The sequence below is a fragment of the Variovorax paradoxus genome, from assembly GCF_902712855.1.
GTDB lineage: Bacteria > Pseudomonadota > Gammaproteobacteria > Burkholderiales > Burkholderiaceae_C > Variovorax > Variovorax paradoxus_Q.
Genome location: NZ_LR743507.1, coordinates 4,528,949 through 4,542,307, shown reverse-complemented (window position 1 = coordinate 4,542,307; position 13,359 = coordinate 4,528,949). Strand labels below are relative to the sequence as shown.

The 13,359-nt window shown below is 66.7% G+C and carries 10 protein-coding genes and 1 pseudogene; 5 read left to right on the top strand and 6 right to left on the bottom strand.

Annotation, left to right across the window (positions count from 1 at the left end; genetic code table 11):
- Positions 1-86 precede the first annotated feature (86 nt).
- The 4 genes from AACL56_RS21190 (at position 87) to AACL56_RS21175 (ending at position 4,540) form a co-directional block, all read left to right on the top strand.
- Positions 87-1,469, top strand: coding sequence for an ABC transporter substrate-binding protein (locus AACL56_RS21190; protein ID WP_339091768.1), 1,383 nt, complete (start codon positions 87-89; stop codon positions 1,467-1,469).
- Between the two features lie 37 nt (positions 1,470-1,506).
- On the top strand, positions 1,507-2,400 hold the full coding sequence (locus AACL56_RS21185) for a carbohydrate ABC transporter permease (protein ID WP_339091767.1): 894 nt from the start codon (positions 1,507-1,509) through the stop codon (positions 2,398-2,400).
- Positions 2,401-2,482: 82 nt separating this feature from the next.
- Entirely contained in the window at positions 2,483-3,334 is an 852-nt protein-coding gene (locus tag AACL56_RS21180; protein ID WP_339091766.1) for a carbohydrate ABC transporter permease, read from the top strand.
- 135 nt (positions 3,335-3,469) lie between these two features.
- The gene (locus AACL56_RS21175; protein ID WP_339091765.1) at positions 3,470-4,540 is read left to right on the top strand and encodes an ABC transporter ATP-binding protein; all 1,071 of its coding nucleotides are present in this window, start codon (positions 3,470-3,472) and stop codon (positions 4,538-4,540) included.
- A gap of 13 nt (positions 4,541-4,553) precedes the next feature.
- On the opposite strand, the gene AACL56_RS21170 is transcribed toward AACL56_RS21175, so the two are convergent.
- Positions 4,554-5,594 carry an endonuclease/exonuclease/phosphatase family protein gene (locus AACL56_RS21170; RefSeq protein ID WP_339091764.1) on the bottom strand — a complete coding sequence of 347 codons (1,041 nt, stop codon included), beginning with the start codon at positions 5,592-5,594 and terminating at the stop codon, positions 4,554-4,556.
- Positions 5,595-5,753: 159 nt separating this feature from the next.
- A pseudogene (locus tag AACL56_RS21165) lies at positions 5,754-7,534 on the bottom strand (DEAD/DEAH box helicase).
- A gap of 301 nt (positions 7,535-7,835) precedes the next feature.
- On the opposite strand from AACL56_RS21165, the gene ettA reads away from it, so the two are divergent.
- Entirely contained in the window at positions 7,836-9,497 is a 1,662-nt protein-coding gene (gene ettA, locus AACL56_RS21160; protein ID WP_339091763.1) for an energy-dependent translational throttle protein EttA, read from the top strand.
- Between the two features lie 537 nt (positions 9,498-10,034).
- Here the strand turns inward: ettA and AACL56_RS21155 are convergent.
- The 4 genes from AACL56_RS21155 to AACL56_RS21140 form a co-directional block, all read right to left on the bottom strand.
- On the bottom strand, positions 10,035-11,438 hold the full coding sequence (locus AACL56_RS21155; protein WP_339091762.1) for a TAXI family TRAP transporter solute-binding subunit: 1,404 nt from the start codon (positions 11,436-11,438) through the stop codon (positions 10,035-10,037).
- A 13-nt stretch (positions 11,439-11,451) separates the two neighbouring features.
- Positions 11,452-12,495 carry a P1 family peptidase gene (locus tag AACL56_RS21150; RefSeq protein ID WP_339091761.1) on the bottom strand — a complete coding sequence of 348 codons (1,044 nt, stop codon included), beginning with the start codon at positions 12,493-12,495 and terminating at the stop codon, positions 11,452-11,454.
- Between the two features lie 71 nt (positions 12,496-12,566).
- Positions 12,567-12,857 (bottom strand): copper-binding protein, encoded by a 291-nt coding sequence (locus tag AACL56_RS21145; RefSeq protein ID WP_339091760.1) that lies wholly within the window; start codon positions 12,855-12,857, stop codon positions 12,567-12,569.
- Between the two features lie 35 nt (positions 12,858-12,892).
- Complete coding sequence (locus tag AACL56_RS21140) at positions 12,893-13,348, bottom strand: DUF411 domain-containing protein (RefSeq protein WP_339091759.1); 456 nt, start codon at positions 13,346-13,348, stop codon at positions 12,893-12,895.
- Between the last annotated feature and the right edge of the window lie 11 nt (positions 13,349-13,359).

Sequence of the window (13,359 nt, the reverse complement as noted above, 5' to 3'; positions counted from 1 at the left end):
GCGTTTTTCCGCAGTTCGCATCCGGTCCTTTCAACCTACGCTCGCGCCCCGAGCAAATTCCACCAGAGAAGAGAAGGAGACAAACCATGAAACTTGCCAAATCGCTCATTGCACCGACGCTGGTTGCGCTGGGCCTCATCGCGTCGGGCAATGCCTTCGCGCAGGAGAAGCTCACCGTCTGGTGGGTCAAGGGCTTCTACAAGGCGGAGGACGACGCGCTGTTCGCCGCCATCAAGAAGTTCGAGGAAAAGCACAAGGACGTGAAGATCGAGCTGTCGCAGTACCCCGTGCAGGACATGATCCCCAAGACCGTGTCCGCGCTCGACTCGGGCAGCCCGCCCGACGTGGCCTATGCCGACGTGTACGACTTCCAGGTCACCGGCAAGTGGGCGTTCGACGGCAAGCTCGAGGACATCGGCAGCGTGCTCACGCCGATGAAGGACCGCTTCGCGACCAACACGATCGAGACCACCTTCCTCTACAACGACCAGACGAAGAAGAAGGCCTACTACGCCTTCCCGATCAAGCAGCAGACGATGCACATCGAGTACTGGATCGACATGCTGACCGAGGCGGGCTTCAAGGAGTCGGACATCCCGACCACCTGGAAGGAGTACTGGCCCTTCTGGTGCGAGAAGGTGCAACCCGCGAGCCGCCAGAAGAGCGGCAAGCGCACCTTCGGCATCGGCATGCCCATGGGCGTCGATTCGAGCGACGCGTTCTATTCGTTCCTGACCTTCATGGACGCCTACAACGTGAAGCTGGTCGACGACAACGGCAAGCTGCTCGTCGACGACCCGAAGGTCCGCACCGGCCTCATCGCCGCCATGACCGACTACACCAAGCCCTACCTGACGGGCTGCACGCCGCCTTCGTCCACCAGCTGGAAGGACCCGGACAACAACGTCGCCTTCCACAACAAGACGACCGTGATGACGCACAACGCGACCATCTCGCTGCCGGCCAAGTGGCTCGACGATTCCAACAACGCCTCGCTCACGCCCGAGCAGCGTGAAGAAGCGAAGAAGAACTACACCGAGCGCATCCGCACCGCAGGTTTCCCGAGCAAGCCCGATGGCGGGAAGATGGTCTACCGCACGGCCGTGAAGACCGGCGTGGTGTTCAAGGACGGCAAGAACAAGGCGCGCGCGAAGGAGTTCGTGTCCTTCCTGCTGCAGGAGGAAAACCTCACGCCGTACGTCGAAGGCTCGCTGGGCCGCTGGTTCCCGGTCACCAAGGCCGGACAGGCCAGCCCGTTCTGGCAGGCCGACTCGCATCGCAAGTCGGTGTTCAACCAGTACGCCGCCGGCACCGTGACCTTCGAGTTCACCAAGAACTACCGCTTCACCGTGATCAACAACGAGAACGTCTGGGCCAAGGCCATGAGCCGCATCGTGACCGACAAGCTGCCGGTGGACAAGGCGGTGGACGAGATGATCGCGCGCATCAAGACGGTGGCGGCGCAGTAGGCGCGGCGCGCTCCACGAACGCACAGCAGTTGATGCCATGAGCTCGACCGTTACCGTCTCCGACGCCGCTGCCGCGGCTCCCTCCGCGGCACCTGCGGCCAACCTGGGCGCGCGCCACGCGCGCTGGCAGTTCTGGGGCGCGGTGATGGTCGTGCCCTACCTGCTGGTGTTCCTGGTGTTCGTGCTGTACCCGGTGGGCTACGGGCTCTGGCTCGCCCGCCATCCGCAGAGCTACGTGAAGCTGGTCGAAGACCCAATCTTCTTCCGCTCCGTGATCAACACGGCCGTGTTCCTGGTCGTGGCCATCAACGTGAAGATGCTCGTGGCGCTGGTGCTGTCGGGCTTCTTCGTGACTTCGCGCTGGTGGATCAAGATCGTCTCCGCGATCTTCATCCTGCCGTGGGCGATGCCGTCGATCCCGACCATCCTGTCGTTCCGCTTCATGCTGAACCCGGAGTGGGGCGTGATCAACACCACCATCTTCCGCCTGACCGGCGCCGATGGCCCCAACTGGCTCAATGATCCGACGCTCGCCCTGGGCTTCGCGATGCTGGTGCACGTCTGGAAGTCGCTGCCGTTCTGGACGCTGATTCTCGTGGCAGGCCGGCTGGCCATTCCCACCGAGCAATACGAAGCGGCCTCGGTCGACGGCGCGTCGTCGTGGCAGAAGTTCCGCTTCGTGAGCTGGCCCGCGCTCAAGACGCTATACGTCACGTCGCTCATCCTGTCGATGATCTGGACGCTCGGCGACTTCAACAGCGTCTACCTTCTGACCGGCGGCGGCCCGGCCGACCTGACGCACGTGCTCGCCACGCTGGGCATCCGCTATTTGCGGCTCGACCAGGTCGACCTGTCGATGGCGTCCATCGTGGTGGCCATGCCGCTGGTGCTGCCGCTTGTCTACTTCATGATGAAGAGGCTCTCGAAATGAGCCCCCACGTTCATCACTTCGTGTATTCACTGCCCCCCGGGGAGGCGCTCGCCTCCCTGGAGGCGGCTCGTCGGAGGTCGATATGAAGCGCTGGACCCCCAAGGCCGTGCTGACCGAGGCCAGGCTGCTGCTGATCGGCATCCCGGTGCTGCTGTGGACGCTGATCCCGGTCTATCACATGGCGCTGTTCGCCTTCTCGACCAAGGACTCGGCCACCTCGGGCCACCTGTGGCCGACCACGCCGACGCTGGCCAACTTCAGCACGGTGTTCCACCAGAAGCACTTCTACCTCGATCACTTCTGGGTGCAGCTGGGCAACTCGCTGGTCATCGCGCTGTCGGTCGGCGTGCTGACGCTGTTCGTCGCGACCACGGCCGCGTTCGCCATCAGCCGGCTGCGCGTGCGAGGCGGCCGCACGGTGATGAACATGGCACTGTTCACGTACTTCATTCCGGCGGCCTTCCTGGCCGTGCCGATGTACAAGACCATGGGCAACTACGGTCTGCTCAACAGCCAGTGGGCGCTGATCCTGGCGATGGTGACCATCGCCTCGCCGTACTGCATCTGGGTGCTCAAGCAGGCGTCGGACAAGCTGCCCTACGAGCTCGACGAGGCGGCGCGGATGGACGGCGCGTCGCCGCTGCAGCTGTTCCGCCTGGTGTACCTGCCGCTGATGGTGCCGTCGCTGGTGGCCGTGGGCACCTACTCGCTGCTGCTGGCCTGGAACGAGTACCTCTATGCCTTCCTGCTGCTGTCGAACGACAAGAGCGTGACGCTGGCCGTGGCGCTCGGCAATTTCCTGTCGGCGGACGATTCGCCGTGGGAACTGCTGATGGCGACCGGGCTCATCTACGCGCTGCCGCCCGCCGCCATCTACTACGCATTCAAGCGCTACATGGTCGGCGGCATCACCGCCGGCGCGGTCAAGAGCTGACCCCAGGCTTCGCGCACTTCGTGTCGCTTCGCCAACCCCCTTGATAGGGGGCAACACCAGCGGCCCGGCAAAGCCGGTTCCGCGGTGTTCCGCGAAGGACCCCAAATGCAAACGACACACTGAAGAGAGATCCCCATGGCATCCGTATCCTTTCGCAATATCCAGAAGTCCTTCGGCAAGGTCGAGATCATCAAGGGCCTGGGCTTCGACATCACCGATGGCGAGTTCGTCGTGCTGGTCGGCCCCTCGGGTTGTGGCAAGTCGACGCTGCTGCGCATGCTGGCGGGCCTGGAGGACATCAGCGGCGGCGAGATCGTGATCGACGGCCGCGTGGTCAACGACCTCGAGTCGAAGGACCGCGACATCGCGATGGTGTTCCAGAGCTACGCGCTCTATCCGCACATGACGGTGGGCGAGAACATGGGCTTCAGCCTGCGCCTGCGCAACGCGGACAAGTCGGTGACCGAAGAGCGCGTGACGCGCGCAGCGAAGATCCTCAACCTCGACGCGCTGCTGGGCCGCTATCCGCGCGAACTGTCGGGTGGCCAGCGCCAGCGCGTGGCCATGGGCCGGGCCATCGTGCGCGACCCGAAGGTGTTCCTGTTCGACGAGCCGCTGTCCAATCTCGACGCGAAGCTGCGCGTGGCGATGCGCGCCGAGATCAAGGCGCTGCACCAGCGGCTGAAGACGACCACCGTCTACGTGACGCACGACCAGATCGAGGCCATGACCATGGCGGACCGCATCGTCGTGATGCATGACGGCATCGTCGAGCAGATCGGCACGCCGCTCGACCTCTACGACCGGCCCGACAACCTGTTCGTGGCCCAGTTCATCGGCTCGCCGTCGATGAACGTGATCGAAGGGACCGTGCGGCGCAGCGGCGGCGAGTGCTGGGTCGAGTCGCAAGGTGCACGCTGGCCGGTGCCATCGGCCACGTCGGTGGCCGATGGCCAGCCGGTGCACTACGGCATCCGTCCCGGCGACATGACGCTCGGCGGCGGCACGCACGGTGTGGAAGCCACCGTGGTCGTGGTCGAGCCGACGGGTGCGGAGACCGAACTGCTGGTGCGCGTGGGCGAAGCCAGGCTGGTGCTCGCGGTGCATGGCCGCGTCGATGCGCGTCCCGACGAGTCCGTCCGGCTTGCGATCGATGCCGAAAGCGTGCACCTCTTCGACCGGCAGACCGGCCGGCGCATGGGCTGAGCCTGGTCCTGCGTCAGTCCGTGCGCAGGCGCAGCAGCGCGCGCACGAAGCCGTGGTCCGAGCGCGAGCGGTCGCGCCCTTCGTGCAGGTGGTCGTTGAAATAATCGACGCGCCGCACGTCGCCCAAGCTGCGGCGGCTGGAGGCGACGAATTCCTCGCTCACCAGGATCTGGTCGAGCACGTCCGGAAAGCCCTGGTGGATGTGCGAGTACGCCACGTCCTTCTTGAGCGCCGACTCGCCCTGCATCTCGTAGGCGTTGAACAGCGCCACGTCGCGCGCCGACTTGTCGTAGGCGACTTCGGAGGTGGCCGCCACCAGCTGCGTGGTCACGCTGTGCGGGTTGTCGTTGAAGTCGCCCATCACCACCAGCGGCGTGTGGGTGCCCTGCAGCAGGTCGATGACGATGCAGCGCAGTGCGGCGGCCTCGGCACCGCGCATCAGCAGCGAGCGCAGCGAGGCCATCACGCCCACCTTGCGGTCGTCGCGGTCCTCGAGGTGGTTGCCCTGGGCGTCCTGCAGGAACTTCGGCCGCTTCGACTTCAAATGCGCGGTGAGCACGTGCACCTGCTGGCCGTGCTTCATGCGCACAGTGGCCAGCAGCGGCGGCCGCTCGAAGCGCGTGTGCGGGCCCAGGCCCGGCACGTCGACGCCGAAGCCCGGCGGGAAGTCGGTGAAGGAGCGCAGCTCGTCGACCTTCAGCCGCGTGGCGATGCCCACGCGCGGCGTGCCCTGCGCGCCGGGCAAGGACGGCGTGCCCGGCGGGCTGCCGGTCGGCGGCTTGTTCTCGGCGCCCGGCACCGAAACGAAGTCGTAGCGCAGTCCGCTTCGCGCAATGGCGTCCTTGAGCGCCGCCTCGTCCCACACCTCCTGCACCGCGAGCACGTCGGCATTGAGCGCGCGAAAGCGCTCGCCTGTCCAGTCGATCTTCCGTTCGTACTCCCGCTCCGTGTAGGCGTCCTGGTTCTCGTAGTACACGCGGTTCGGGTTCGCGAGGTTCAGCAGGTTGCAGGTGGCGACGAAGAGGGTGGCGTAGTTGGGTGGGATGTATTCCATGGCGACACGATTGTGGACTGCGTGACATTTGCAGCCGCGATGTTGCACAACGCGGTGCCGCATGGCGTCTGGACCCAAGGCCGGCCGCAACGAAAAAGGGCACCGAGGTGCCCTTTTTCATGTCTGTCGTGTGACGGGCAGCCGAGCTGCCCGAGGCCCTCAGCGGCCGAACGAACGACCGCCGCCGCCCGAGCGGTTGCCGCCGCCACCGCCGTAGCCGCCGCCACCCGAGCGGCCACCGCCGCCCGAACGGTTGCCGCCACCATAGCCGCCGCCGCCCGAACGGCCGCCGCGTCCGCGGCCGCCACCCATGTGGTCGACGCTCGTGCGCAACGGATCCGGCTGGCCTGCGCCGCCCGCGACCGCTTCGGCGCGCAGGTGCGCGACTTGGTTGGCTTGCGTCGGGCTGTGGCTGTTGCCGTGATGGCGCGGTTGGCGCTCGTCATGCGGCTGGTGCTGGTGAGGTGCGTGGTGCGGCGCGCGTGCCGGACCTTGCGGACCCCGGCCTTGCGGCGCGCGCGCACCGGACCGCGCGGTCCCTGGCCTGGCGCCTGGCCACCGCCGTTGGCGCTGCGGCCTTGGCCGCCGCCCTGGCTGCCGCCGCGGCGCTGACCGCCGCCGTTGCCGCCACCGCCATTGCCACCGCCCTGGCCGGCCTTGTTCTCGCGGATGCGCTGCAGCATCTCGGTGCGCGCAGCCTTGGCGGCGGCCTGCATCACGTCGCGGCTCGGCGGACGGCCGGCACCGCCCCAGATCGTCTGGCGACCCATGGCGATCGGCTCGGCGCGTTCGCCTTCTTCCGGACCGAAGCCCTCGACCACCTGAACCGGGATCGTCTGCTTGGTGAAGCGCTCGATCTCCTGCATGAAGCCTTCTTCGTCCAGGCACACGAAGCTCACGGCCTCGCCGCTCGAACCGGCACGGCCGGTACGGCCGATGCGGTGCACGTAGTCTTCGCTGACGTTCGGGATCTCGTAGTTCACGACGTGCGGCAGCTCGTCGATGTCGATGCCGCGGGCTGCGATGTCGGTGGCCACCAGCGCGCGGATGGCGCCGGTCTTGAAGCCGGCCAGCGCTTGCGTGCGCGCGCTCTGGCTCTTGTTGCCGTGCAGCGCCAACGCCTCGATGCCGTTCTTGGTGAGGAATTCGGCCACGCTGTTGGCGCCGAACTTGGTGCGCGTGAACACGAGCACCTGGCTCCACTTGTTCTCGTTGATGATGTGCGCGAGCAGCGCCTTCTTCTTGCCGCGGCCCACGGGGTGGATCACCTGCGTGATGCGCTGCACGGTGGTGTTGCGCGGCGTGACCTGGATGCTCTGCGGGTTCTTCAGCAGCGTGGCGGCGAGGTCGCGGATCTCGTCGCTGAAGGTGGCCGAGAACAGCAGGCTCTGCTTTTCCTTGGGCACCAGCGCCAGGATCTTCTTCACATCGTGGATGAAGCCCATGTCCAGCATGCGGTCTGCTTCGTCCAGGATCAGCATCTGGACCTGGGCCAGGTCGAGCATGCCCTGCTGCTGCAGGTCGAGCAGGCGGCCGGGAGTGGCCACGAGGATGTCGACGCCCTTCTTGAGCTTGCTGATCTGGGGGTTCATGCCCACGCCGCCGAAGATCACGGTCGATTCGAGCTGCAGATACTTGCCGTAGGTGCGGACCGACTCTTCGACCTGCGCGGCGAGTTCGCGCGTGGGGGTCAGCACGAGGGCGCGGATGCCGGTGCCGCCAAACTTGTTGGTGGCGCTGCGGCTCATGCTGAGCTTGTGCAGCATCGGCAGGGTGAAGGCCGCGGTCTTGCCCGTGCCGGTCTGCGCGCCGCCCAGCAAGTCATGACCTTCGAGCACTGCGGGGATGGCTTGCGCCTGGATGGGGGTGGGGGAGTCGTAGCCGTGCTCGTGCACAGCCTTCAAGATGGCGGGGGCCAGCTTCAGTTCATCAAAATTCATTGGAAACAATAAGCGCCATACACGGCGCAGTGGCATCGGCCCGCCAAGCGTCTTTTGGCAACGCGAGGCCAGTCAAGGCAGATGAAGGTCAGGGGTGGGAGCCGGAAAGTCCGCCCTCGCAAAAGGGTTGAAATGGCGCTTTCTTCGTCCCCGGCAGAGAGCCGGTGTCGCGGGCAACTGGACCCGGCAACGGTGGCCATTGTCGCATGAGTCGATAATCGGTGGTTTGCCGCGCCCGGACCCGCGTTCCGGCGGCCGCGCTTTCTGCCCACTTTCCGCTACCCGAGGTAACCACCCACACATGGCTCAATACGTCTATTCGATGAACCGTGTCAGCAAGACCGTGCCGCCCAAGCGGCAGATCTTGAAAGACATTTCGCTGTCCTTCTTCCCCGGCGCCAAGATCGGCGTGCTCGGCCTGAACGGCTCTGGCAAGTCCACGCTGCTCAAGATCATGGCGGGCGTCGACAAGGAAATCGAGGGCGAAGCGCTCCCGATGCCCGGCCTGACGATCGGCTACTTGGAACAGGAACCCAAGCTCAATCCCGAGCACACGGTGCGCGAGTCGGTCGAGGAATCGATGGGTGCCGTCAATGCGGCCAAGAAGCGCCTCGAAGAGGTTTACGAGCTCTACGCCGCGGAAGATGCCGATTTCGACGCACTTGCCGCCGAGCAGGCCGACCTCGAGGCCATCATCGCCACCGCCGGGACCGATTCGGAGCATCAGCTCGAGATCGCCGCCGATGCGCTGCGCCTGCCGCCGTGGGAGGCCAAGATCGGCCTGCTGTCCGGTGGCGAGAAGCGCCGCGTGGCGCTGTGCCGACTGCTGCTGAGCAAGCCGGACATGCTGCTGCTCGACGAACCGACCAACCACCTGGACGCCGAATCGGTCGAGTGGCTCGAAGTGTTCCTGCAGCGCTTCCCCGGCACCGTGGTGGCCATCACCCACGATCGCTACTTCCTCGACAACGCTGCCGAGTGGATCCTGGAACTGGACCGCGGCCGCGGCATTCCATGGAAGGGCAACTACAGCACCTGGCTCGAGCAGAAGGGCGAACGCCTGGCGCAGGAACAGAAGAGCGAAGAAGCCCACGCCAAGGCCCTGAAGAAGGAACTGGAGTGGTCGCGCCAGAACCCGAAGGCCCGCCAGGCCAAGAGCAAGTCGCGCCTGGCCCGCTTCGAGGAGCTGAGCGACGTCGAATACCAGAAGCGCAACGAAACGCTGGAAATCTTCATCCCGGTGGCCGAGCGCCTGGGCAGCCAGGTGTTCGAGTTCAAGAACGTCAGCAAGTCCTTCGGCGACCGCATGCTGATCGACAACCTGAGCTTCAACATCCCGGCGGGCGCGATCGTCGGCATCATCGGCCCGAACGGCGCCGGCAAGTCGACGCTGTTCAAGCTGCTGGCCGGCAAGGAAAAGCCGGATTCGGGCGAGGTCGTCATCGGGCAGACCGTGAAGATGGCCTTCGTCGACCAGTCGCGCGACGCGCTGGGCGACCAGAAGACCGTTTGGGAAGACATCTCGAACGGCCTGGACATCATCAACGTCGGCAAGTTCCAGATGGCCAGCCGCGCGTACGCGGGCCGCTTCAACTTCAACGGCGCCGACCAGCAGAAGAAGGTCGGGACGCTGTCGGGCGGTGAACGCGGCCGCCTGCACCTGGCCAAGACGCTCATCGCAGGCGGCAACGTGCTGCTGCTTGACGAACCGTCGAACGACCTGGACGTGGAAACGCTGCGCGCGCTCGAAGATGCGCTGCTCGAGTTCGCCGGCACGGTGATGGTGATCAGCCATGACCGCTGGTTCCTCGACCGCATCGCCACCCACATCCTGGCGGCCGAAGGTGACAGCCAGTGGACCTTCTTCGACGGCAACTACCAGGAGTACGAAGCCGACAAGAAGAAACGTCTGGGTGAAGAAGGCGCCAAGCCGAAGCGCATGCGCTACAAGGCGTTGAAATAAGGCTCGCCCCCAGGCTTCGCGCACTTCGTGTCGCTTCTCCTTCCCCCTACCGGGGGCAACACCTGAGGCCCGGCGAAGCCGGTTCCTCGGTGTTCTTGACTCGCCCCCAGGCTTCGCGCACTTCGTGTCGCTACTCCTTCCCCCTGCCGGGGGCAACACCTGAGGCCCGGCGAAGCCGGTTCCTCGGTGTTCTTGACTCGCCCCCAGGCTTCGCGCACTTCGTGTCGCTACTCCTTCCCCCTACCGGGGGCAACACCTGAGGCCCGGCGAAGCCGGTTCCTCGGTGTTCTTGACTCGCCCCCAGGCTTCGCGGCACTTCGTGTCGCTTCTCCTTCCCCCTGCCGGGGGCAACACCTTCGGCCCGGCAGAGCCGGTTCCTCGGTGTTTCTGGATTTGCTTCCTCGCCTGCCGGCGAGGGTCGCGTGGGGGTCCAGCGGTCTACGGGCGCGCGGTTTCGCAAGAGGCCGCGCGCTTTTTCATTGCGGGCGGCTCAGGCCCTTCGGGCTCGATGCTCTTGCGTGATGCGGCTGTCGCGCGTTACGCGGCTTTGGTGGCCGCCTCTGCCGGCCCGGTGTCCATCGGCGGCGTGGTCGGAGCGCCCCGCGCCAGCACGCGCTTGCGCACGGCATAGATGTTGTTGCGCAGCGCATAGAGCTCGTCCGCATACGACAGCGGCACCGCGACCTTGTTCACCGTGCGGTCGAGCTGGTCGAGGTCGTCGAGCAGCGCTTTCTGCTCGCTTTCCTTGATCTCGCCCTTGGCGTCGACCTTGGCCTCGATGTCGCGCAGCCGCGCATACCAGCGGAACACGCGACGGCGCACGCGGAACTGGTAGAGCGGGGGCACGACCCGGCTCAGGGGCAGCATGAGCACCAGCAGGCCGCCGAGCACCAGCCACATGCGCTCGATAAGGTTGCTGGCCCAGAACGGCAGGTAGCGCTTCCACACCGGCGGCGTGCCGTTGATGGCGCGATCGCCTTCGGGGCTCACGGGCAGTTCGCTGGTGCGGGTGTTCGGAAAATCGCGCGCGCGGTTGAACCAGCCGGCGCCGCTGTGCACCGACTGCGCCGTCTCGGCGAACAGCTGCCGCAGGGCCGGGTGCGTTTCCTCGCGCGACAGCAGCGAGGTGGTGGCTGCGAGCAGTGTCACATCGTGCGGCGGCAGGTCCTTCGACAGGTCGACGACGCCGCGCGGCAGCGTCACGGGCGACAGGAACGGAAAGCGCCGTGAATAGGCGTCGGCCTGGCCGAAGTCCATCAGCTTGATGTCGTCCGAGCGCAGCATGCGCTGCACCTGCGGCGACTGCGGCGCCGACGACAGCACGATCACGTCGAGCAGTCCGGCCTCCAGCGCGCCAACGGCCGCGCCCTGCTCGAGGTTCGACAGCAGCAGGTCGTCGGGCCCGAGCCTGTTGGCCTTGAACAGGCGTTCCATGATCTCGGGCAGCCCGCTGCCCTGCAGGTCGACGTTGACGCGCAGGCCGCGCAGTTGCGTGAGCGAGGTCAGCGTCGCGGTCTTGCGGTCGATCTGCTGGGCGGTGTCGGCGCGGTAGAACAGCCAGATCGGTTCGTAGAACAGGCTGCCCAGCGAATTGAGGCCGGCGTCGTCGTCGGCCTTCGGGTCGGCACTGCCGCCGCGCACGAAGCCCACGTCGGCGCCGCCGCTGCGCAGCAACTGGAGGTTTTCCGTCGAGCCGGAGGTGGCCTTCAGCTCGACCTCGATGCCCGTGTTCTTCAGCGCGGCCGCATAGCGCTTGCCGAACTGCGCATAGGCGCTGCCGGTGGGGCCCGTGGCCAGCGTCACGTGCTTGGGCGGCTGCGGCTGCAGCCACCAGTAGGCGGCGATCAGCAGGCCGATGACGATGAACACGATCGGGCCCGCCGAAGCAATCAGGTCCCGGATCGACAGCAGGATCAGCTTGAGTGTCTTGGGCATGGCCATGGTGTGTGTTCTCTCAGGCGCGCTGCGCCGCGATGTCTGCCGCGCAGGGAATGTGCAGCTCGCCCACCGTCACCGTGCGCGCTGCATGCACCGCGCGCAGCGTGGCGATGGCCACCGCTTCGGCCGCCATGGTGCTCAGCACCGTCATGCCCGGTGCGCTGCCTTCGAGCGGCACGCGGCCGGTGGCCAGTGCGAACAGCGTGTCGCCGTCGCTCATGGTGTGCACCGGGTTGATGGCGCGCGCGAGGCCGTCGTGCGCCACGGTGGCGAGGCGGTTGGCCTGCACCTTGGTGAGCACGGCGTCGGTGGCGATCACGCCGATGGTGGTGTTGGTGCCGGCCAGCAGGGGCTTGGGCAGCTCGCCGCGCAGCAGCGCGCGGCGCGTGTCGAGCAGTGCCTTGCCGTCCTCGGTGCGGGCGCCGGCCACGGGCTGGCCGGTGTTGTGGTCGATCACGTCGCCCAGCGAATTGACTGCGATGAGCGCGCCCACCGTGACCCCGCCGACCGTGACCGAGGCGGTGCCGACGCCGCCCTTCATCGCGCGATGCACGCCGAACAGCTTGCCGACCAGCGCACCGGTGCCTGCGCCCACGTTGCCCTCGGCGGGCGCCGCGTTGCTCGCGGCCTCGCATGCGGCGTAGCCGGCAGCGGCGTCGGGTCGGATGCGCGCGTCACCCATCGGCAGGTCGAACAGCACGGCGGCCGGCACGATCGGCAAGGTGCCGAAGCGCACGTCCATGCCGATGTTTCTTTCCTCCATCCAGCGCATCGCGCCTTCGGCCGCGGCCAGGCCCCAGGCGCTGCCGCCCGCGAGCATCACGGCGTGCACCTGCTGCACGAGGTTGCCGGGCGCGAGCAGGTCGGTCTCGCGCGTGCCGGGCGCTGCGCCGCGCACGTCCACACCGCCCACGGCACCGTCGCGGGCCATGATCACGGTGCAACCGGTGGGGCGGCGGGTGTCGGAGAAATGGCCGACCTCGATGCCTGCGACATCGGTGATGGCGCCGGCGGAAAGGGAGAGGTCGGAGGAGCGGGATGAATGAGGGGAGGCGGACATGGCGGCCGATTATGAGACCGCACCCCCTTCGGTCCGCCTCGCGACGGTTGCAAGAAGTTTCCCGGCGCGCCTCAGTTCGCGGGTGCGATCGAGATCACGGTCAGCGCCCCGTCGACCTTGTCCGCGGTGAACTGCACCTTGTCGCCGGGCTTCACCTGCGTGAGCAGTGCCGGGTCCTTCACGCGGAAGACCATGGTCATGCCGCTCATGTCGAGGTTGGGAATGTCGCCGTGCTTCAGCGTGATCTTCTTTGCGTCGGCGTCGACCTTGCGGACTTCGCCTTCGACGGACGGCAGTGCTGCCTGCGCGAACGCGGCGGCGCAGAGCAGGGCGGTGGACAGGGCGATGGCGAGCTTCTTCATGAGTGAGTTTCTTTCCTGGGTGGCGGTTCGGTTGTTCATCGGTAGGCTTGATAGACGCGCGTGCTGCCGTCGGCCAGCACGAGCAGCACGTCGTAGGGGTCGCGCCGGCCGCCATACGCCGGGCCGTCCATGCCGGGCGATCCGACCGGCATGCCCGGCACCGCGAGGCCCACGGCCCTGGGCTTTTCCTTGAGCAGCCGCTGCACTTCTCGCGCGGGCACGTGGCCTTCGATGGCGTAGCCGCCGACCAGGCCGGTGTGGCACGAGCCCAGGCTGGCCGGCATGGCCAGCCGCTGGCGCGTGGCGCCGTTTCCCTCGTTGTGCACGCGGGTGGCAAAGCCGCTTCTGTTGAGGTGCTTCACCCAGTCCTGGCAGCAGCCGCAGTCCGGGTCCTTCCAGATCTCGACCATCGGCGCAGCGGCCAGTGACGCTCCGGTAAAGGAGCCGATGGGCAGGCCGGCGGCCAACGCGAGCAGGGTTCTTCGTTGCATGTCGTGTTTCT

Bases quoted from the DNA above. Each gene is read 5' to 3' on its own strand.
- AACL56_RS21145 (WP_339091760.1), bottom strand. From the start codon at position 12,857: ATGAAGAAGCTCGCCATCGCCCTGTCCACCGCCCTGCTCTGCGCCGCC.
- AACL56_RS21185 (WP_339091767.1), top strand. From the start codon at position 1,507: ATGAGCTCGACCGTTACCGTCTCCGACGCCGCTGCCGCGGCTCCCTCC.
- ettA (WP_339091763.1), top strand. From the start codon at position 7,836: ATGGCTCAATACGTCTATTCGATGAACCGTGTCAGCAAGACCGTGCCG.
- AACL56_RS21175 (WP_339091765.1), top strand. From the start codon at position 3,470: ATGGCATCCGTATCCTTTCGCAATATCCAGAAGTCCTTCGGCAAGGTC.
- AACL56_RS21190 (WP_339091768.1), top strand. From the start codon at position 87: ATGAAACTTGCCAAATCGCTCATTGCACCGACGCTGGTTGCGCTGGGC.
- AACL56_RS21140 (WP_339091759.1), bottom strand. From the start codon at position 13,348: ATGCAACGAAGAACCCTGCTCGCGTTGGCCGCCGGCCTGCCCATCGGC.
- AACL56_RS21150 (WP_339091761.1), bottom strand. From the start codon at position 12,495: ATGTCCGCCTCCCCTCATTCATCCCGCTCCTCCGACCTCTCCCTTTCC.
- AACL56_RS21170 (WP_339091764.1), bottom strand. From the start codon at position 5,594: ATGGAATACATCCCACCCAACTACGCCACCCTCTTCGTCGCCACCTGC.
- AACL56_RS21155 (WP_339091762.1), bottom strand. From the start codon at position 11,438: ATGGCCATGCCCAAGACACTCAAGCTGATCCTGCTGTCGATCCGGGAC.
- AACL56_RS21180 (WP_339091766.1), top strand. From the start codon at position 2,483: ATGAAGCGCTGGACCCCCAAGGCCGTGCTGACCGAGGCCAGGCTGCTG.